Source organism: Acinetobacter sp. UBA5984, assembly GCF_002429925.1.
Classification (GTDB): domain Bacteria; phylum Pseudomonadota; class Gammaproteobacteria; order Pseudomonadales; family Moraxellaceae; genus Acinetobacter; species Acinetobacter variabilis.
In genome coordinates, this window is record NZ_DJBE01000075.1 from 1 (window position 1) to 18,751 (window position 18,751).

The window sequence follows — 18,751 nt, forward strand, 5'->3', positions numbered from 1 at the left end:
CTGGGAATCAATATCGGTAAAAACGCTGATACTCCGGTAGAAAAAGCAGTAGATGATTACCTTATTTGTTTAGAAAAAGTCTATAATTATGCTTCCTATATCACCGTTAATATTTCTTCTCCAAATACCAAGAACCTGCGCAGTTTACAAAGTGGCGATGCACTGACTGAATTGCTGGAAACGCTGAAGAATCGTCAGCTGGAACTGGCTCAGGAACATCAGCATTACGTTCCTCTGGTATTAAAAGTTGCACCGGATCTTGAAGCTGAAGATATTGCCTTTATTGCCAAGCAGTTATTGCAATACAAGATTGATGGTCTGATCGTGACCAATACCACATTGTCACGTGAAGGTGTGGAAGGTCTGGAGCATGCAGAAGAAGCGGGCGGTTTATCAGGCGCGCCAGTCTTTGAGAAAAGCACGGCATGTCTGGCTGCATTTGCAGAGGAATTAAAGGGACAAATTCCATTGATTGGTGTGGGTGGTATTCTTTCAGGTGCGGATGCGCTGGCCAAGAAAAAAGCTGGTGCAAGCCTTGTACAAGTCTATAGTGGCCTCATATATACTGGGCCGGAACTGGTTAAAGACTGTGTAGCCGCGCTTTAAGTCCTATGAATGCCATTGATATCTTTCTACTGATTATCTTGCTCATTGGAGGGCTCAACGGTTTGCGCCAAGGATTTATCAAAGCCTTTGCGAACTTAGTGGGATGGATTTTTGCCTTGATTATTGCGGCGAAATATTCAACACTACTTGCGCCCTCAATGGTTGCTCTCAGTACAGATCCAGTGGTACAGAAGATTGCAGCCTTTGCCTTTATTGTTCTGATGATTGTGGTACTCACCTGGATTGTCACCTTTCTGCTCAACCGCATTTTAAAAACCCTGAAACTTGGTCCGCTGAATCGTCTTGCGGGGGGTGTTTTCGGCAGCCTGAAAGGTTTGCTGATTGTNNAAATTTATACAGGTCTTATTGCCATATGCGCCTTGGGCAACAGAGCTCTCCAAAGAAGCCGCAAATGGCGCCCTGCAACATATCAAGTCTGAAGGGGCACAGAAACCTTCAGATTCCTCATCTGAACCGGCATCCAAGGCCAAGAGTTCAGATGCGTCAACGAATAATCCTTTTTATTAATCCTAGCTTGTCTGCGAGGTTGCTATGTGTGGAGTAGTTGGTATAGCTGGTAAATCACCTGTTAACCAAATGTTGTTTGATGCATTAACGATGTTACAACATCGTGGACAAGATGCAGCTGGGATTGTGACCTGTCAGGAAGGCCGTCTGTTCCTGCGTAAAGATGTCGGTATGGTCCGTGATGTATTCCATACCCGTCATATGCGTGCTTTACAGGGTAATTATGGTATTGGTCATGTGCGTTACCCAACGGCAGGTACTTCAAGCAGTGCCGAAGCGCAACCATTCTACGTAAACTCACCTTATGGGATTACGCTGGCGCATAACGGTAACCTGACCAATGCTGAAGAAATTCATGATGACCTGTTTAAAACTGACCTGCGTCACATGAATACTGATTCAGATTCAGAAGTGCTACTAAACGTACTGGCGCACGAATTACAAAAACGTGGCAAGCTGGTACCAACATCTGAAGATATTTTCCAGGCTGTAACGCGTGTACATGAGCGTTGTAAAGGTGGTTATGCCGTTGTTGCGATGATTACTGGCCAAGGTTTGGTAGGTTTTCGTGATCCAAATGGTATCCGTCCATTGATTTACGGTTCGCGCGAAACAGAAAATGGTATGGAATATATCATTGCTTCTGAATCTGTAGCGATTACTGCGCTAGGCTTCAAGGTTGAGCGTGATATCGAACCGGGTGAAGCGGTTTTCATTGATTCTGACGGTAACTTCTTTACCCAGCAATGTGCAGCAAATCCAGAATACCGTCCATGTATTTTTGAATATGTGTACTTTGCCCGTCCAGATGCAACCATTGATGGGATCTCTGTGTATAAAGCCCGTCTGAAAATGGGTGAGAAGCTGGCACAAAAAATTCTGCGCGAGTGGGGCGATGAGCACGACATCGACGTGGTGATTCCAATTCCGGATACTTCACGTACTTCTGCACTTGAACTGGCTAATATGCTGGGCGTGAAATTCCGTGAAGGTTTCATGAAAAACCGTTATATCGGCCGTACCTTCATCATGCCAGGTCAGCAACTGCGTAAAAAATCAGTACGTCAAAAACTGAACCCGGTTGAGCTCGAGTTCCAGGGCAAAAACGTTCTACTAGTCGATGACTCGATTGTGCGTGGTACGACTTGTAATGAAATTATTCAGATGGCACGTGATGCGGGTGCGAAAAAAGTATTCTTCGCTTCTGCGGCACCTATGGTGAAATATCCAAACGTATACGGTATTGATATGCCGGCGAAATCTGAACTGATCGCTTCTGAACGTAGTGTAGAAGAAATCCGTGAAATTATTGGTGCTGACCGTCTGATTTTCCAGGATCTGGAAGACCTGAAAGATGCAGTACGTACCAAAAAGGTTCCTCATTTGCGTGAATTTGACTGTTCTGTATTTGATGGTGTGTATGTCGCAGGTGGAATCAATGCTGAATACCTCGATCAATTAGAGCAAAAACGCAGTGATGGCGCCAAAAAAGGCGACAATTTTATTGATGTGAATATTGATGCAGCATCAGTTGATCTGACCGGTGTACGCGAAGTCTAAGCAATTAAAATCATGATGAAAAAGCGGGAATTTCCCGCTTTTTTGTTTTATGATGAGCCCAAGGAAAGACCAGATCAGTTAGGGTGGTAGATTGAAAAGCGTAGGATATGCTTTGGTCAAAAACAAGAATATGCTATTGCTAGCCAGCTTTTGTCTGATTGCGATACTATTAACAGTTCTGATTATCAATACAGTGGTTGGCCTGTTTGTTTTCTATGCTGATCCTGGCCAGTCGATATGGTGGCATGTCCTTAGTCCTTATCTGGTAGCACTGGTTTTATTCTTGATGATTATTTCGGTCATCTATGAATTTTATACGTTTCGTGCCGGCGGCTATTCTTTAGCCCAGCAAATGGGCGCGCGTCGACTGAACCAAATGGAAAGTATTCCGGAAGAAAGTGCTGCACTACGGATCAATACTCAACTGGCAGATACGTTCCTGATTGAACCGCCAGCTATGTATGTCTTGCCGAATGAAGTGGGGGTCAATGCATTAACAGCGGGTTTTAGTCCACGTGATACTGCTATTATTCTGACTTGGGGTGCATTACAAACTCTTGATGAAATTGAACTTTATGGCTTGCTCAGTCATGAATTTAACAAGATTCTATCTGGTGAAACAGCTGAAAATACCCGCCTGAAAATTCTATATAGTAGTCTAACCACTTTTAGCCAGTGGGGCAGCAAGATTGCGAAGTTGGGGTTTTATCGAAATGATGTACCTCGCGAAAACAAGTTTGAAACCTTCTATGTCTCAATCGGAGCAGTCATCTGGTTGATTGGTAGCTTGGGTATTTTGATTACACGTTTTATTAAATATATTTCATTGGGCGGACGTACCTATAAAAATGACCAGAAAACCCGACGCCTGATTCAGAATGATGCCAATATTCAGACTTTATTGCGCATTCATGTGCATCATTCAGGATCACAGATCTATAGTGAATATGCCGAATCCATTTCACATATGTGTTTTGCCAATTCTTTAAGTCCACAGAACTGGTTGAATATTCATCCGAATATTAATCAGCGTATTTATGAATTAAATCCTGCCTTGATTCAGGATCTGCAGCTTGAAAATCTGAAGAAATTAAAAAACCAGCCTTTGTTTAGTCTGTTTCGTTCACTCGAAGATGTCGTGCCTGAAAGCACAGCAGTCTGGGAATCCCCACAACCTTTGCCTTTGTTACGCTTGTCTCCAATTAGCTTCGCCATTAAAGATGCCATCAAGCCATTAAATCCGGAGCTGCGTGCCAATATGCCGCGTCCGGAGCTGATTGAACGTGCTTTGCAAACTTCGACCGGTTCACGTGAAGTGATGGTCGCAATTTTGATGATCCGGCAATATCGTGAATTTATTCCGACCGAGGCAGAGGTCAGTCGTGCGATTATTGATTCATTATTAAATCTGGATGGACGGATACATATCTCGATTTTCCAGCAAGCCTGTAAAAATTTTGGTGGAATGCCTACCACAGTTGCACGGCAGTTTTTAATGAAGCTGGCAAGGATTATTCAGGAAGATGGTGAAATTGGTTTGCTGGATGCCTTATTGCTAGAGCGGGTGAAGTATGAGCTGAATTTACTGCCGATGCATACGCCGACGTCTTTAGATGAGGTCAAACCACAGATCGTACGTCTGATTGATGCCTTGCTGCATGTGCAGCAGATTAATAGCGATAATCAACTGGAGGTTCGGGAAAAGATTTTAAACCGTATTCTTAGTCCTCGAGAACTTGAGCTGTATAGTGAAATCTCAGATGAGCCGATTGATTTGGCCGAGATTTTAAATGATATTGCAGGATTGTTATTACGTGATCGTTTGAGCATGTTGGGTATTGCAGAAGTTTGCCTGTGGAGTGACCGGATCATGACTCAGGATGAGCTGGATGTGATGGAACTTCTGTACTGGCGCTTGGGCTTTGAATCCAATGAAATTACCTCGCAAATGCTCAAGAAAAACAGTTTGATGATTATCTAATATTTTTAAATTAAGAAGATGTATTTAAGTCCAGTTTTTCAAGAACTGATCTATAAAAGAACTTGTAGTGGAAAAAAAGTAATCTTATAAATTGATTTCTATTCTGAGTTAAAATGATTCAAGATAGAGAGTGAAAAACTGGAAATAGTTCGGCAAAGAAAAGCGAATCCCGTTAAAATGTTCGACCTGAAATAGGTGATGAAGAAAAGATGATTGGGCATCAGCGTGACATACTGGCAACATTAGGAATAGATATCTGGATTCCCAAGGGCGACGTATGTCAGCAGCATCAGGTTTCGATCTGGCGTGATCAGGCCCCAGCAGAATTACATAGCGAAATCATCCTGCCACAACCGACTCAGATTGCTCCGGTAGCAAAAGCTCCTTTAATTGCGCCTGAGCCTGTTACAGTTGAAGCAAAAGCTGAAGCTAAAAGTGAAGCGCCAGTAGTTGTTGCAACAATTCAGGAACAGCGGGAAATTCTGCATATTCCGCCATTCAACTTACAGGCTTTAAGCTTGGAACATTGCACGATTGTCATCGATGCCACAGAAATGACCGGGCAAACCCAGCTTTTATGGACCAACATCCAGCGTGCTCTGCAAAGTGAATTTTATGAACTGAACTGGCCATTTCCTTGGGTGAATCTGCAAGATGGTCGAGGTGTTGAATCTTATATTCAAGGTTTTCTGGACATGATGAGCCTGGAAAAAAATATCATTTCCCTTGGCTCTATTCCGCATGTGACACATAATAAAATGATTCAACTGGCATCTTTACAGGAAATGCTGGATCAGCCAATACATAAAAAACGCTTATGGCAGTTTATGCAAAACAGGCCAGCGAACTCAGATTAATATTGATGTGGAATAGGGACATATGAAACAAAAAGTGATTGTATTCAGCCAGATCGATCAGGATGTCCAAAAAAAACTCGAACAAAATTTTAATGTAGTGACCTTACAGCCGAAACTGGGCAATGTGCATGAGCAGTTGCTGGAACAGGTGCGCGATGCCGATGGCATGATTGGGGCAGGCCGACTGCTCAATCGCGATAATCTGGCACCAGCAACCCGACTTAAAATCATTTCTAGTGTCAGTGTCGGGTATGACAACTATGAAGTTGATTATCTGAATGAAAAAAATATCTATCTGACCAATACCCCCCATGTCCTGACTGAAACCACGGCAGATCTGGGATTTGCGCTATTAATGGCAACTGCACGCAAAGTGGCTTATCTGGATCACTGGACCAAGCAGGGACAATGGCACCGTACAACACGTGAAGCACAGTTTGGTGTGGATATTTTCGGAAAAACGCTGGGAATAATCGGGCTAGGGCATATTGGGGCAGCAGTTGCACGCCGTGGATTTTACGGTTTCAATATGAATATCTTGTACCATAATCGCCATGAAAAACCGGAATTGGCTCAAGGGCTCAGTGCACAGTATTGTTCTCTGAATGAGCTTTTGCAGCGCTCAGATTTCGTGGTGGTTACCGTGGATTTAAATGCTAAGTCGAAAGCACTGATTGGAGTCGAACAACTGGCACAAATGCAGCCACATGCGGTGTTGGTGAATATCTCCCGTGGGTCTGTGATTGATGAGCAGGCTTTGATCGAAGCCTTAAAAGCCAACCAAATCTTTGCTGCGGGGCTGGACGTTTATGAGAAAGAGCCTTTAAAAGAATCAGAATTATTTGAGCTGGATAATGTTATTACCTTGCCTCATGTCGGTTCGGCCACAGTGGCAACACGTCGAAAAATGGCTGAGCTGGCTTATCAGAATCTGGTTGATGCACTTGAAGGGCGGGTGCCACGCTATGTGGTGAATCCTCAAGTGATTGGTTCATTTAAGTAATATTAAATAACATTTTCCTGCATCTATGCTCATTTTTCGATGCTATATTCGAGACAGGTTGAAACTGAATTTTAGAGATTTTTCATTGAAACGTTTGGTATTGGCGTGCGGGTTAAGTCTATGTGCAGCAGCAGGGCATAGTGATAATGATTATTTTAATCAGCCTGCTGCACAATTTTCTGTACCGGATATTGGTGCGGGCGTCGGATTGATCGACCAGCAAAAAGAACAAATGATCGGTGAAAAGGTCTATCGTCAAGTCCAGAAACAAATGCCTGTGATTCAGAATCCATGGCTTGAAGATCAGCTACTTTCCATATTTTCCCAAATTCTCAGTCAGACCAAATTACAACAACCGATCGGTTTAATGGTAATCAATGATCCGCAAATTAATGCCTTTGCGGTACCTGGTGGGTTATTTGCCCTGAATGCGGGTTTGATTAATTCTGCTCGAAATACGGATGAAGTGGCAGGGGTGATGGCACATGAAATTGCACATGTCACACAACGTCATTACAGTCGTTCGCAAGAAACCTTTAAAGGACAAGGACTGTTGGCCCTGGCAGGGATTCTGGTGGGTGCATTAGTGGCTTCACAGGCAGATGGTGATGCAGGTGCAGCAGTGATGATGGGTTCTCAGGCAGCTCTACTGGATCAGCAATTAACTTATAGCCGTAATCAGGAACGTGAGGCGGACCGGATCGGGATGCAATATATGTATGCTGCCGGATACAGTCCGCACAGTATGGCGGATTTCTTTGAAGTGATGCATCGTTCCACTAGCCGTTTAAGCTTTATGCCTGATTTCTGGCTGACGCATCCTCTAACTACTGAGCGTATGAGTGAAGCACGTTTGCGCGCCAATCAGCTGCCTGCGGTTAAGCGTAATTTAAATGATCAGGATTTTGAAATCATTAAATGGTATACACGGGTACTGTCACGTCAGACTACTGAACAACAGCTCAACTTAATGGTGCAACGTAATGATTTTCCTGGTCAGCTCGCTTTAACGGCTTATCAGCTTCAACAGGGAGATTTTCAGGCGGCACAAACCGCACTGGATCAAGCCAAAAAGCACAATAAAATGCATCCTTTGCAGGTGTTATTTCAGACTGATATTTATCTGGGGCAAAATCAGCTGGATAATGCGCTAAAAAGCATTAGTTCAGCCGCACGAATCATGCCGGAAAACCGTGCTTTAAATTATAAATATGCCGAAACCCTGATTCGTGCCAAACAACCTGATCAAGCCAGATCCATTGTACAGCGCTTTTTAAATAGCAATACCCGTGATGTTAGTGGCTGGAGATTAATGCAACTGGCAGCGAATGCAGCACCTGATTCATCAATAAAAGCCGCCAACGTCTTGCGTTATCGTGCCGAAGTAGAGTACTGGTCAGGCTATGAAGAAACTGCGATTAAATCCTTAATACATGCTCAACGCATCAGCAAAAATAATCAATCTCTGTCAGCAACCATTGGTCAACGTTTAAAACAGATGCAGCAAACGCGACAGTTTAAAATTTAAGTCTATTTTTCTAATGATTTTTAGCTTCAGTAGATATAGCCGAAGTTTACTAAATCACGCTACAATCCGGACAAAGCTAAGTTGTCTATTTTAATTATTTTATGAAAAAAATATTATTGGGTTTATGGATATTGGGGTGTGGCGGAAATGTATTGGCGGCTAGTGCGGCAGAATACGTGCAGTCCGTTGAGCAGATTAATGCTGATTATCAAAAAGAATCACGTCAGTTTTTAAAAGGTTTAAATCCACAGCAGCAGGGTTTTAGCGCATCGCAGAATCAGCAGTTTTGTGCGATTGTGCAGCGTTATGTGGATCGCTTATATAAAGCGGCAGACCAGAACCGAGCTTATCTGGATCGTCAGTATCAAAATGTAGGCAAGCAGGATGTCATACTGCAGGTAAAATCTTCAAAAGAGATGCAGTTGCTGAAACGTTATAATGTGGACTGTAATTTACAGTAAGAATAAATAAGAAAATGCTGAGAACTGTCCGGAATGGAGGCAGTTCAACGCAGATTTAGATTTGAAATAGAATGGGGGAATTAAGCAAGTTTTGCTTTAATTTTTGCTGAAACTTGTGCAGGATCGGCGCGCCCGGCTATGAGCGGACGCAGAGAATTCATCACCTTACCCATATCTTTCATGCTAGTAGCTTGTTGCGCTTCAATTGTTTGCGCAATCAGGGAATCAAGTTCTTCCTCAGTCATAGCTTCTGGTAGAAATTGAGAGAGAACCTCAACTTCGGCTTGTTCCTTACTAGCTAAATCATCTCGACCAGCGCCTTCAAAGGCTTTGATCGATTCTTTACGTTGTTTAATTTGCTTTTCAATGACCGCAAGAACTTGAGCGTCGTCAAGTTCTTTACGCTCATCGACTTCGATTTGCTTAATTGCTGCTTGCAGACTACGAATGACCGTCAACTTTGACATATCTTTGGCACGCATGGTGGCTTTCAATACGTCAGTAATCTGGTTTTTTAAAGTAGTCATTATTTATTCCAAGCAGTCAATCACAAATTAATCTTAGTAAAGGCGAGTAGTACGTACTGATTCACGTGCCAATTTCTTTTGGTAGCGTTTAACAGCAGCAGCTTTTTTACGTTTACGTTCTTGAGTTGGTTTTTCGTAGAATTCACGTTTACGAACGTCAGCAAGAACACCCGCTTTTTCGCATGAACGTTTGAAACGACGGATAGCTACGTCTACTGGTTCGCCTTCTTTCAATTTAACTTGTGGCATGAAGAATCCTCATTAAGTTATGGATAAGATCAGGGCCGAATTGCCCTCGATCACAAGTGAAGGTCAGTATTTTACTCATTTACATCTCATATCACAAGTCTATAATAGTTGCTGCAATATATTTGATACAGGTTATAGGCAGTTTAATGATCGTTTTAGGCTTGGAAACGTCGTGTGATGAAACAGGACTTGCGCTGTATGACAGCGAGTTAGGTTTGCGCGGACAGGTGCTGTACAGCCAGATTAAACTGCATGCTGAATATGGCGGCGTCGTACCAGAACTGGCTTCGCGTGACCATGTGCGTAAACTCATTCCTTTACTGAATGAACTGCTTGAACAAAGTGGCATCAAAAAATCAGAAATTGATGCGGTGGCTTATACCCGTGGTCCGGGCCTGATGGGCGCATTAATGACGGGCGCACTGTTTGGTCGGACTTTGGCCTTTGCCTTAAATAAACCGGCGATTGGTGTGCATCATATGGAAGGTCATATGCTGGCACCATTACTTTCTAAAACGCCACCGAAATTTCCATTTGTGGCATTACTGGTGTCTGGTGGGCATTCACAGCTCATGGCTGCTTATGGTATTGGGCAGTATGAATTACTCGGTGAATCGATTGATGATGCGGCGGGTGAAGCATTTGACAAAGTTGCGAAGATGATGGGTTTGCCATATCCAGGTGGCCCGAATATTTCCAGACTGGCTGAGCAGGGCAATCCGAATGCATTTGCTTTCCCACGTCCAATGCTGTATCAAGGCCTAGAGTTTTCATTTAGTGGTTTAAAAACTGCAGTTTCTGTTCAAATGAAGAAACTCGGTGAAGAAAGACATGATGCTGATATCGCTGCGAGCTTCCAAGAAGCTATTGTCGATACTTTAGTAAAAAAATCAGTGAAGGCATTGAAACAGACTGGCTTAAAACGTCTGGTCATTGCAGGTGGTGTAAGTGCCAACAAGCGTTTACGTGAACGTCTGGAAGCTGATTTGGCGAAAATCAAAGCCACCGTGTACTATGCAGAACCTGCATTGTGTACCGATAATGGTGCGATGATTGCCTTTGCGGGTTATCAACGTTTGAAAGCCGGACAGCAAGATGGTTTGGCTGTGACCACAACCCCACGTTGGCCAATGACAGAATTGACGAATCCGACAGAGGCATAGATTTCTGGCTTGAAGAAAAGAGACTTAGGCCTCTTTTTTTATTGTGAATTTTTAAATGAAAACTTATAGCAACGGTATGTTGTAAATATAAGTTTTATGGCTGGATTTAGAGCTCGTATATTCTATTGAAACCGGAAAAATAGTTTAATAGCTTAAGTTTATATCATGCATATTTTTACAGGTTCGCAGCAGAGGCAATCTCGGATGGAAATTATAAATTTCAAAAGTTTTTAGGATGCTGGAGAGGCGGTGTTAAAGTTTTTGCATCAGCATTTTGGCTTTAATTTATGGATGATCACCCGGGTAGAAGGCCAAGACTGGATTGTGCTGCAAAGTGAAGATCATGGTTATGATATACGACCCGGTCAAGTGTTTCAGTGGGCTGATTCTTTTTGTTCTCATATGGTCGCAGGTAAGGCCCCGAGAATTGCCCCTCGCTCTGAAGAAATTCCTTTATACGCCACAGCGCCGATTAATCAGCAGGTCTGTATAAAATCTTATATTGGTCAGCCACTCCTTAAAGAAGATGGCAGTTTGTTTGGAACACTCTGTGCGATTGATCCAGAAACCAAATCGGAAGCTATTTTGCAAGATATGCAACTGATCGAGTTATTGGGACAATTGCTCAGTTCGATCTTGCAGGCAGAATTGCGTCAGAGTGAGCAGATAAGACAGCATGAATTATTGCAGGAAGAAGCCAGTAAAGATGAATTGACCGGGCTCTATAATCGCCGGGCCTGGGAAAAACTGCTGCGAGCTGAAGAAGAGCGTTGCAAGCAATATGGTCATCCCGCCGCTGTATTATTTATTGACCTGAATGACCTAAAAAAGGTGAATGATAGTTTGGGTCATGATGAAGGTGATAAGCTGATTCAAAACGCGGCTCAAGTATTACGAGATAATGTACGGATCAACGATATTGTTGCCCGTTTAGGTGGCGATGAGTTTGTGATTCTTAGCGTGGAAAATGATGAAACGAGTACTGAAAGTTTAGTGGATCGTTTAATTAATGCCTTTGCAGCAGCAAACATTGGCGCAGCGATTGGTATGGCGATGCGTCATCCTGGTCATGGTTTATTTGCAGCGCTCGCACAAGCGGATCAGAACATGTTTGAGTATAAGCGTCGGAAAAAATCCAGTGAATCGAGCAATCTAAAATAATTCACGCTTTAAATCTTCTATAAGTGATTAAGCATCTCATATCATGAAAATGATTATTTTCTATGCTCTAAAGTCATCCTATCTTTCAATATTCTCTTTCATCGCCATGTATGAAAGTTGAACATGATTCTCCATAAAAAGAAAATTCAATCCATCTTTAACTTAACCATTACAAATTTTATAAGCTTTGTTGCAAAGTTAATCGATCTAATTAAATGCGCTTTAAGTGTGTTGAAAAGTGACTCTGGTAAGGAACAAGATTCAAATAAGCACTTCATTTCTTATGATAATTGTTGTTTTAAATATAAATTAAAATTACAGAGTTAATCCTTAGTTTATTAAAAGATAAAGCACGATCAGAGTGTAAGAAATACTGTCCAGAAAAAATATCATCGACAGGTAGTGGGTTTGTATTGTGCAGTTTTAATACGCCCATATTTCATTCTCATTGAATAAAAATGCAAAGAAATTCTAGGGAATAAAATTTTATGAAAAAGCAGATGTCATTCTTTGGGCTGGTATTGGTTTCAGGCTTGCTTACCGCATGTGGTGGCAGTGGAGGTAGCTCAGACAATTCTACAGTGACCACACCGCCAAATGTTCCAGAGGAGAGTATTTCTCCTGAACTTTCAGAAGAATTTATTCCTTTTGAGGATCGCGATATCATTGAGAAAATCCGCGACAAAATTAACAATAGCGCCAGTAATGATACGGACTATAACGTTGCGTTAGGTCATATGATTGGTGAGGTTTTTGCGGATTATCCTTATGGACGCACGAGCCGTATTATCAAGATTTATAATTTGGGTGTGAACAGCATCAAATATCCGAATCTGATCTGTTCTGAAGTGAATACCAATGGTGCAGTGAAAACTTTTAAATTAAAAACCGATAAAAATAACTGTATTGTTCTGGATAAAACCTATCGCAAAGATTCAACCATTACCCAGGCGGTCAACGGTGATACTACGACCTTGACCTTTAGCAATGTACGTTATGGTTCCAATGTTGATTTTAATCTAAAAGATGATTATCTGATTTCAGGTACGATTGTTCATACCAAAAGCAAAAACAATTTGGGTGCATTGGAAAGCTATAAAATTGACCGTCTGGAATTTCAGCGTGTAGCGGAAGACAAGAATGTGGGTAAATCTGGCGCTGAGTATGATGAGCTGAGCAAGGAATACTTACTGGTATGTAATTATAACTATAGCCTTGTAGATGACTATGGTAGTGGCAGTAATGGTATTCGTACCCTAACCAGCAGCGGCAGCATTATTGGTCAGCCAAATCTGGCGGATTACCGTTATAGTTTTGATTTTAATACGACTACATCATTCAAGATGGACGAAACGGTGTTAAATAATTATAAGCATCTGCCGAAAGAGGGCGTGCTTAAAATTACTGACAGTTATGATCAGGTGATTGAGGTCAAACAGAATCAGCCTGAATCCTTAAAAGCGACTGTCTATTTCAATGGCAGTGAGCTGGATGATCTGCTGTGGTCTACGATTATTGGCAATAAAAAATAAGAATTAACCTTATAAAAAAAGCTCCATTAAGGAGCTTTTTTTATTTGGGGAAAAATTTACAGAGAATTTAACTGCTGCGAACCAATCCAGTGTTTAGAGAACTGATAGGCTGCACGGCCTGAGCGTTGGCCACGCGCCTGACACCAGCGTAATGCTTCAGCACGGGCTTCAACTGTCATTTGCATATCTGCCTTTTTCAAATAATGCTCAACGATTTCCAGATACAGGTTTTGATCCATTGGGTAGAACGACAGCCATAAACCAAAACGATCCGACAAGGAAATTTTCTCTTCAATGGCTTCCTGTGGATGTAACTCTGTATATTGCGGTACATCTACTTTGGTCACCGGGGTATTTTCATGCATGAATTCCGGTAATAGATGACGACGGTTACTAGTCGCATAAATCACAAAATTACTGGAACCGGACTGTAATGAACCATCTAGCACACTTTTCAGACTGCGATAGTTTTCATCTTCCGCATTGAAGGCCAGGTCATCACAATAGACGATAAACTTTTCCGGACGACCGGCGATCAGTTGCTGAATCTGTGGAAGATCTGACAAATCATCACGTTCAATTTCAATCAAACGTAGACCCTGATCTGCATATTCAGTCAACAAGGCACGCACGATCGAAGATTTGCCTGTACCGCGAGAGCCAGTGAGTAAGACATCATTGGCAGGTAATCCTTTTAGAAACTGCAAAGTATTCTGAATGACTTTTTCTTTTTGTCGCTCAATGCCTTTTAAATCTGCCAGTTCAATCTGTTTAAGCTGGTGAATGGGTTTGAGTTCTCCAGCCTGCCATTTATAGGCATAAGCAGAAAAATCAGGACTTTGTTTTAATTCAGGCAGGCTTTGCTGGAGCTGGAGAAGAACAGTAGAAAGAGTATTTAAGATATTGTCAGGTAAATCAATTTTCGCCATGATTTGAGCAGTACATTTACAATTATGGCTAGAATACTATCACTGTAAAATTCACAGTCAAAGTCTGGAAAGTGTGATAATTTGCCTAAAGTGGTGAATTTTCGTTATTGTAGTACAAAGAAAATAGATGCCTGTTTTTTGTTCATGGCTGCAGGATGTCTGAAAATTACAATATGGATAGGGAAGAGGGCAGATGCTGTTTAAAGATTTTACTCAGGATATCAATCCACATCAGGCCTATCGTATTAAAAAGCTGAAGCAGCAATTGCAGCAGGCTGAAACTTACGAAGAATGGAAATATATTGCCTTAAAGATCGACGAAGAATCTGGGGCACAAGAATGGAAATTCGATAATAGTTCACCGTATTTTGATGCCGAAGTGATTGCGCATCGACTGGGGAAATTAAGACGTTACCGTCAGCAGAAACGCACTCGCGACCTGATGTATATCCTGCGTGAAGGGCTGAGTTACGATATTGCCAATATCGCCCATCCTTTATTGTTTACCGTCACTTATGTCGGCACTAAAAAAATTATTGAGGATTATGTAGAAGAAGTCAGTCTGGGCTTGGCTTATATTGCTTCTGCAAAATGTACCTGTCTGACTCTTGAAGAGAAAATTGAATATTTTGAGCACTGCCAACGTGCTTATGGTCAGCCAGCTTTAATGTTCTCGGGCGGTGCAACACTCGGCTTATTTCATACCGGTGTATGTAAAGCGCTAATGGAACAGGATCTGTTACCTCGAGTGATGTCGGGTTCTAGTGCTGGTGCAATTATGACCGCTATGTTGGGCGTCTCCAAACCCGCACAATATGTGGATATTTTAAAAGGTCATAACTTTTTCCATGAAGCATTCCATTTCCGTACCATGAGTGAATTACTGAAGGGTAATGGTGGTCTGGCGGATGTTAAATACCTGAAAAAATTCCTGATCGAAAACTTGGGAGATATGACCTTTGAAGAAGCATTAAAAACTTCGGGTCTACATATTAATATTGCGGTCGCGCCTTATGATGCAGCGCAGGATGCCCGGATCATGAATGCCTATACCTCTCCAGATGTACTGGTCTGGAGTGCGGTGCTGGCATCTTGTGCTGTGCCAATTTTCTTCCCGCCGGTACGTCTCACGAGTAAACGCCACGATGGGCAATATACGCCTTATATGGGCGCAACATGCTGGGTAGATGGCAGTGTTCGTAGCGATTTCCCGCAGGAGAAAATGGCGCGGCTGTACAATATCAATTACACCATTGCCAGTCAGGCCAATCCACATATTGTGCCTTTTATGCAGGATGATATTTCACGCTTCCGTAAAGGGACATTAAGCTGGCCGAAACGCATTGTACGCCGTCAGAGTGTGGTATTTACCAAAGGGATTATGGATTTTGCCCGTGAGCATGCGGGAAGTTTGCCGCCAGTCCGCCGTTTGCTAGATCATGGTTATGGCGTGGTGGATCAGCGTTACTATGGCGATGTGAATATTGTGGGTAAATATAGCCTGCGTCATTATAGCTATATGCTGCAAAATCCTCGTCCGCATTTATTTAAGGTATTGCAGCGTGAAGGTGAGCGGGCGACCTGGCCAAAAATCTCTCTGATCGAAACTCAGGAGCGGGTAGGTAAAACTATTCAGCATTGTCTGGAACTGCTAAATTACCAGCATGCTCCAGATGCCAAGCAGGAATACATTGTTACTTAACCTCGCCAATCTGCATCAGCTTAATCTCCAGCTTAAGACCAAAGCCCGAAGTCTGGGTTTTGGTCGCCGTCTTTATTATCTAGAATTTAATCCTGAGAGCAGGTCAGCATTGTGGTTAAAAACCCAGAATCTGGATTCAACGGCTATTTCTCACTATGCCCAGACTGGCTTAAGTCATGAGTTGGATTTTTATGAAGCTTATGGTGAGCAAGAAGGGCGGACTTTCATGCTTCCGCATCAAATTATTCGAAAGCCGTTTCAGATTGGAGATGAATCTTTCAATCTGGCTTTGATCCTGCCTGATGCGCCAGCACATTTTGAGGTATGCCCTAAGCTGTTTTCAATTCAAGAAGTCCGTCAGCATATACTACGGGCATTAGAAACGTTGATAAGCTTACAAGAACTCGGGTATCTGCATGCTGATCTCAAACGAGAGCATTTTGTCATTTATCAGAATCGGGTTTGTTTGATTGATTTTGAGCAGGTGCAGCCCCTCAACACTACCAGCCAAGCAACGAACGCAACGCCTCGTTATATGGCGCCCGAATTGTTCCAAGGGCAAGCCAAGTCGCTACAGAGCGAAGTTTATGCGCTGGGTATCATTTTTTATGAGTGGCTTACAGGGCAACGTTTAGAAGCGACAGATTATCAAGATTGGGCATTATTGCATTGTCAGCATTTTAAACCTGAGCTCCCTGCACAATATCAAGCTTTGCAAAGCCTGCTACAAAATATGCTTCGAAAGCACTCACAGGATAGATTGTCTGATTTCAAAGCCGTAAAACAGACCTTACTTACTGAAATTGCATGAGAAAAATACAATAAATTGGATATTGTTTTTTATTTAATCAAACGAGTGGTTTTTTCTTAAAAAGAGCTTGTCAGGTGAAATTGATCCCTATAGTATACACAGCCATCGGGGACGTGGCGAAATTGGTAGACGCACTGGATTTAGGTTCCAGCGCCGCGAGGTGTGAGAGTTCGAGTCTCTCCGTCCCCACCAATTTACTCAAGAGATTGAGTAAAATGGCCGAGTAGAGGATTGGTGTAATGGTAGCATGACGGTCTCCAAAACCGTTCGTCAAGGTTCGAATCCTTGATCCTCTGCCAAAGTTTGAAAAAGTCCAACACTAAGTTGGTACCCTGATGGGGACGTGGCGAAATTGGTAGACGCACTGGATTTAGGTTCCAGCGCCGCGAGGTGTGAGAGTTCGAGTCTCTCCGTCCCCACCATCAAAAGAGACAAGGTTGATGCCTTGTTTTTTTTTGCCTGGAATTTAAGGCTGAGCCATCTTTTAATCTTATTTTCATTATTCGCTTACTTTCGATGAGTAGATTTTAAATACTCAAACTAAGTATCAGTGAAGGTGAGAAGAGGGAAGTCCTTTAAAATATCCAATCAATTGGCTGATCTAAACACTATTAAAATTAATATTCAGCACTCTTTCAAATAACTTGATTTTTTAAATTGGAGAAATGAAATTAAGCGGTTTTATTAAAAATAAGCCAGTATTTAATCATCAAAGAATTAACTGATTAATTTTTGATATAAAAACACCGAGTTGATCATAGAATCGCTTGTCAAGCAGATGCGATCGCTATAATATACACAGCCACGGGGATATGGCGGAATTGGTAGACGCACTGTGTTCAGGTCGCAGCGCCTTCTGGGTGTGAGAGTTCGAGTCTCTCTATCCCCACCATATATGAAGAAACAAGGTTAATGCCTTGTTTTTTTTTGCCTGAAATTTAGTGCGATATTTTTATTGGCTCGGCTTTTTATTCTTTGTATTGGATTAATTTATTGTTTAAACAACATGCTTGATCAAGATAAGTGAGGTTCTAGAGGTCTGTGATCTGCTGGGATTGAACTAGAGAGGCTTAGAGATCAAGTTCAAAGCAGTAGCAAAGAAACCTCATAAGGCCGAGTTTTCTTGTTAAATCTTATAAAAAATAAAAAAATTGCATTAACTGTTTAATTTATAGCGGAATAGGCAGTGATTGCTTGTAAAATCACTTGTCAATGACCTGCTATCTCTATAATATACACAGCCATCGGGGATGTGGCGAAATTGGTAGACGCACTGGATTTAGGTTCCAGCGCCGCGAGGTGTGAGAGTTCGAGTCTCTCCGTCCCCACCAATTTACTCAAGAGATTGAGTAAAATGGCCGAGTAGAGGATTGGTGTAATGGTAGCATGACGGTCTCCAAAACCGTTCGTCAAGGTTCGAATCCTTGATCCTCTGCCAAAGTTTGAAAAAGTCCAACACTAAGTTGGTACCCTGATGGGGACGTGGCGAAATTGGTAGACGCACTGGATTTAGGTTCCAGCGCCGCGAGGTGTGAGAGTTCGAGTCTCTCCGTCCCCACCATCAAAAGAGACAAGGTTGATGCCTTGTTTTTTTTTGCCTGAAATTTTATAAACGAAAAAAAGCCCATCGAAATGGGCTGATTATAGGAATAATAGAATTTTACTCAAATAAAAGGGTAAATCATGAGTGCATTGATTAATTAAATTTAAGCTTTCAGATGATCTTCAAACTCCTCACCCAGCTGCATGGCCAATGCATTACCTGAAAGATCGCAGGTCACCAGACCATATTCTTTTTTAAAACTGAAACTAAAACCACGATTGTCTGCCAGGGTGCGAACCGAATACCCCAATTTTTCTAACCAAAGTCTAAATGCGAGAACGTTTTTTGCTTTAACCACTTTTTTCACGAGATAACTCCTTCATTAGTTAAATCATAGATAAGGGTGAGAATTTTCGTTTTAAAGGGCAAATACCCTTATTTAAATTAATTTAATTGAATTTGCGGATTTAATGAACAAGATAATATAGGCGAAATATAAGGTTTTTCATCTAAGTCTATGTTTTTTATTATTTTCAAGATGTTGTAACTAAATATTTTAATTTTAAGCCTAAATAATTTTTTGAATAGTTAGGGTCTGTTGACATTTACT

The 18,751-nt window shown here is 42.0% G+C and carries 17 protein-coding genes and 7 tRNA genes; 20 read left to right on the top strand and 4 right to left on the bottom strand.

Translation table 11 applies throughout. The features are described from left to right. The 8 genes from pyrD to B3J29_RS12760 form a co-directional block, all read left to right on the top strand. Positions 1–606: dihydroorotate dehydrogenase (quinone) (gene pyrD / locus B3J29_RS12725; RefSeq protein ID WP_286965739.1), on the top strand; the 606-nt coding region annotated here is incomplete at its 5' end. Between the two features lie 5 nt (positions 607–611). Then, complete coding sequence (locus B3J29_RS12730; protein WP_414632218.1) at positions 612–1,046, top strand: CvpA family protein; 435 nt, start codon at positions 612–614, stop codon at positions 1,044–1,046. A gap of 112 nt (positions 1,047–1,158) precedes the next feature. Then, complete coding sequence (purF, locus tag B3J29_RS12735; protein WP_004782444.1) at positions 1,159–2,694, top strand: amidophosphoribosyltransferase; 1,536 nt, start codon at positions 1,159–1,161, stop codon at positions 2,692–2,694. Positions 2,695–2,785: 91 nt separating this feature from the next. After that, a complete protein-coding gene (locus B3J29_RS12740; protein ID WP_286965742.1) occupies positions 2,786–4,675 on the top strand; it encodes a M48 family metalloprotease in 1,890 nt (629 codons plus the stop codon). A gap of 209 nt (positions 4,676–4,884) precedes the next feature. After that, positions 4,885–5,532: a hypothetical protein gene (locus B3J29_RS12745; RefSeq protein WP_286965744.1), complete on the top strand. Its 648-nt coding sequence runs from the start codon at positions 4,885–4,887 to the stop codon at positions 5,530–5,532. A gap of 22 nt (positions 5,533–5,554) precedes the next feature. Then, positions 5,555–6,535 carry a 2-hydroxyacid dehydrogenase gene (locus B3J29_RS12750; protein WP_175967328.1) on the top strand — a complete coding sequence of 327 codons (981 nt, stop codon included), beginning with the start codon at positions 5,555–5,557 and terminating at the stop codon, positions 6,533–6,535. Between the two features lie 85 nt (positions 6,536–6,620). Beyond that, the gene (locus B3J29_RS12755; RefSeq protein ID WP_034169986.1) at positions 6,621–8,063 is read left to right on the top strand and encodes a M48 family metalloprotease; all 1,443 of its coding nucleotides are present in this window, start codon (positions 6,621–6,623) and stop codon (positions 8,061–8,063) included. A 101-nt stretch (positions 8,064–8,164) separates the two neighbouring features. Next, complete coding sequence (locus B3J29_RS12760) at positions 8,165–8,524, top strand: hypothetical protein (RefSeq protein ID WP_104426261.1); 360 nt, start codon at positions 8,165–8,167, stop codon at positions 8,522–8,524. A gap of 80 nt (positions 8,525–8,604) precedes the next feature. Here the strand turns inward: B3J29_RS12760 and B3J29_RS12765 are convergent, their stop codons facing one another. Both B3J29_RS12765 and rpsU read right to left on the bottom strand, forming a co-directional pair. Continuing rightward, positions 8,605–9,051, bottom strand: a complete 447-nt coding sequence (locus B3J29_RS12765) for a GatB/YqeY domain-containing protein (RefSeq protein WP_005235099.1) — start codon at positions 9,049–9,051, stop codon at positions 8,605–8,607. A gap of 33 nt (positions 9,052–9,084) precedes the next feature. Further along, positions 9,085–9,300: a 30S ribosomal protein S21 gene (rpsU, locus tag B3J29_RS12770; RefSeq protein WP_001136722.1), complete on the bottom strand. Its 216-nt coding sequence runs from the start codon at positions 9,298–9,300 to the stop codon at positions 9,085–9,087. Between the two features lie 146 nt (positions 9,301–9,446). Between rpsU and tsaD the strand changes: the two genes are divergently transcribed. The 3 genes from tsaD (at position 9,447) to B3J29_RS12785 (ending at position 13,156) form a co-directional block, all read left to right on the top strand. Further along, positions 9,447–10,463 (top strand): tRNA (adenosine(37)-N6)-threonylcarbamoyltransferase complex transferase subunit TsaD, encoded by a 1,017-nt coding sequence (tsaD, locus tag B3J29_RS12775; protein WP_005235100.1) that lies wholly within the window; start codon positions 9,447–9,449, stop codon positions 10,461–10,463. Positions 10,464–10,712: 249 nt separating this feature from the next. Beyond that, positions 10,713–11,624, top strand: coding sequence for a sensor domain-containing diguanylate cyclase (locus B3J29_RS12780; protein WP_286965751.1), 912 nt, complete (start codon positions 10,713–10,715; stop codon positions 11,622–11,624). Between the two features lie 488 nt (positions 11,625–12,112). Further along, complete coding sequence (locus tag B3J29_RS12785; RefSeq protein WP_286965753.1) at positions 12,113–13,156, top strand: hypothetical protein; 1,044 nt, start codon at positions 12,113–12,115, stop codon at positions 13,154–13,156. Between the two features lie 56 nt (positions 13,157–13,212). On the opposite strand, the gene B3J29_RS12790 is transcribed toward B3J29_RS12785, so the two are convergent. Continuing rightward, the gene (locus B3J29_RS12790) at positions 13,213–14,085 is read right to left on the bottom strand and encodes an ATP-binding protein (RefSeq protein ID WP_175967331.1); all 873 of its coding nucleotides are present in this window, start codon (positions 14,083–14,085) and stop codon (positions 13,213–13,215) included. Positions 14,086–14,278: 193 nt separating this feature from the next. Between B3J29_RS12790 and B3J29_RS12795 the strand changes: the two genes are divergently transcribed. The 9 genes from B3J29_RS12795 (at position 14,279) to B3J29_RS12835 (ending at position 18,159) form a co-directional block, all read left to right on the top strand. Then, positions 14,279–15,787 carry a DUF3336 domain-containing protein gene (locus tag B3J29_RS12795; RefSeq protein WP_286965754.1) on the top strand — a complete coding sequence of 503 codons (1,509 nt, stop codon included), beginning with the start codon at positions 14,279–14,281 and terminating at the stop codon, positions 15,785–15,787. After that, the gene (locus B3J29_RS12800) at positions 15,759–16,598 is read left to right on the top strand and encodes a protein kinase domain-containing protein (RefSeq protein ID WP_376745080.1); all 840 of its coding nucleotides are present in this window, start codon (positions 15,759–15,761) and stop codon (positions 16,596–16,598) included. The genes B3J29_RS12795 and B3J29_RS12800 overlap by 29 nt, the downstream gene beginning before the upstream one ends. A 107-nt stretch (positions 16,599–16,705) precedes the next feature. Further along, a tRNA-Leu gene (locus B3J29_RS12805) sits at positions 16,706–16,790 on the top strand. 33 nt (positions 16,791–16,823) lie between these two features. Next, positions 16,824–16,897: transfer RNA gene (locus B3J29_RS12810), tRNA-Trp, on the top strand. A 38-nt stretch (positions 16,898–16,935) separates the two neighbouring features. Then, a tRNA-Leu gene (locus tag B3J29_RS12815) sits at positions 16,936–17,020 on the top strand. Between the two features lie 384 nt (positions 17,021–17,404). Further along, positions 17,405–17,490 (top strand) — tRNA-Leu (locus tag B3J29_RS12820). A gap of 354 nt (positions 17,491–17,844) precedes the next feature. Then, a tRNA-Leu gene (locus tag B3J29_RS12825) sits at positions 17,845–17,929 on the top strand. Between the two features lie 33 nt (positions 17,930–17,962). Then, positions 17,963–18,036 (top strand) — tRNA-Trp (locus B3J29_RS12830). Between the two features lie 38 nt (positions 18,037–18,074). Further along, positions 18,075–18,159: transfer RNA gene (locus B3J29_RS12835), tRNA-Leu, on the top strand. Positions 18,160–18,304: 145 nt separating this feature from the next. Here the strand turns inward: B3J29_RS12835 and B3J29_RS12840 are convergent. After that, positions 18,305–18,508: a hypothetical protein gene (locus B3J29_RS12840; RefSeq protein ID WP_004786362.1), complete on the bottom strand. Its 204-nt coding sequence runs from the start codon at positions 18,506–18,508 to the stop codon at positions 18,305–18,307. Between the last annotated feature and the right edge of the window lie 243 nt (positions 18,509–18,751).

Excerpts from the sequence above, each read along its gene's own strand:
- purF (WP_004782444.1), top strand. The coding sequence starts at position 1,159 with ATGTGTGGAGTAGTTGGTATAGCTGGTAAATCACCTGTTAACCAAATG.
- B3J29_RS12745 (WP_286965744.1), top strand. The coding sequence starts at position 4,885 with ATGATTGGGCATCAGCGTGACATACTGGCAACATTAGGAATAGATATC.
- B3J29_RS12750 (WP_175967328.1), top strand. The coding sequence starts at position 5,555 with ATGAAACAAAAAGTGATTGTATTCAGCCAGATCGATCAGGATGTCCAA.
- B3J29_RS12760 (WP_104426261.1), top strand. The coding sequence starts at position 8,165 with ATGAAAAAAATATTATTGGGTTTATGGATATTGGGGTGTGGCGGAAAT.
- B3J29_RS12765 (WP_005235099.1), bottom strand. The coding sequence starts at position 9,051 with ATGACTACTTTAAAAAACCAGATTACTGACGTATTGAAAGCCACCATG.
- rpsU (WP_001136722.1), bottom strand. The coding sequence starts at position 9,300 with ATGCCACAAGTTAAATTGAAAGAAGGCGAACCAGTAGACGTAGCTATC.
- tsaD (WP_005235100.1), top strand. The coding sequence starts at position 9,447 with ATGATCGTTTTAGGCTTGGAAACGTCGTGTGATGAAACAGGACTTGCG.
- B3J29_RS12785 (WP_286965753.1), top strand. The coding sequence starts at position 12,113 with ATGAAAAAGCAGATGTCATTCTTTGGGCTGGTATTGGTTTCAGGCTTG.
- B3J29_RS12790 (WP_175967331.1), bottom strand. The coding sequence starts at position 14,085 with ATGGCGAAAATTGATTTACCTGACAATATCTTAAATACTCTTTCTACT.
- B3J29_RS12795 (WP_286965754.1), top strand. The coding sequence starts at position 14,279 with ATGCTGTTTAAAGATTTTACTCAGGATATCAATCCACATCAGGCCTAT.
- B3J29_RS12800 (WP_376745080.1), top strand. The coding sequence starts at position 15,759 with ATGCCAAGCAGGAATACATTGTTACTTAACCTCGCCAATCTGCATCAG.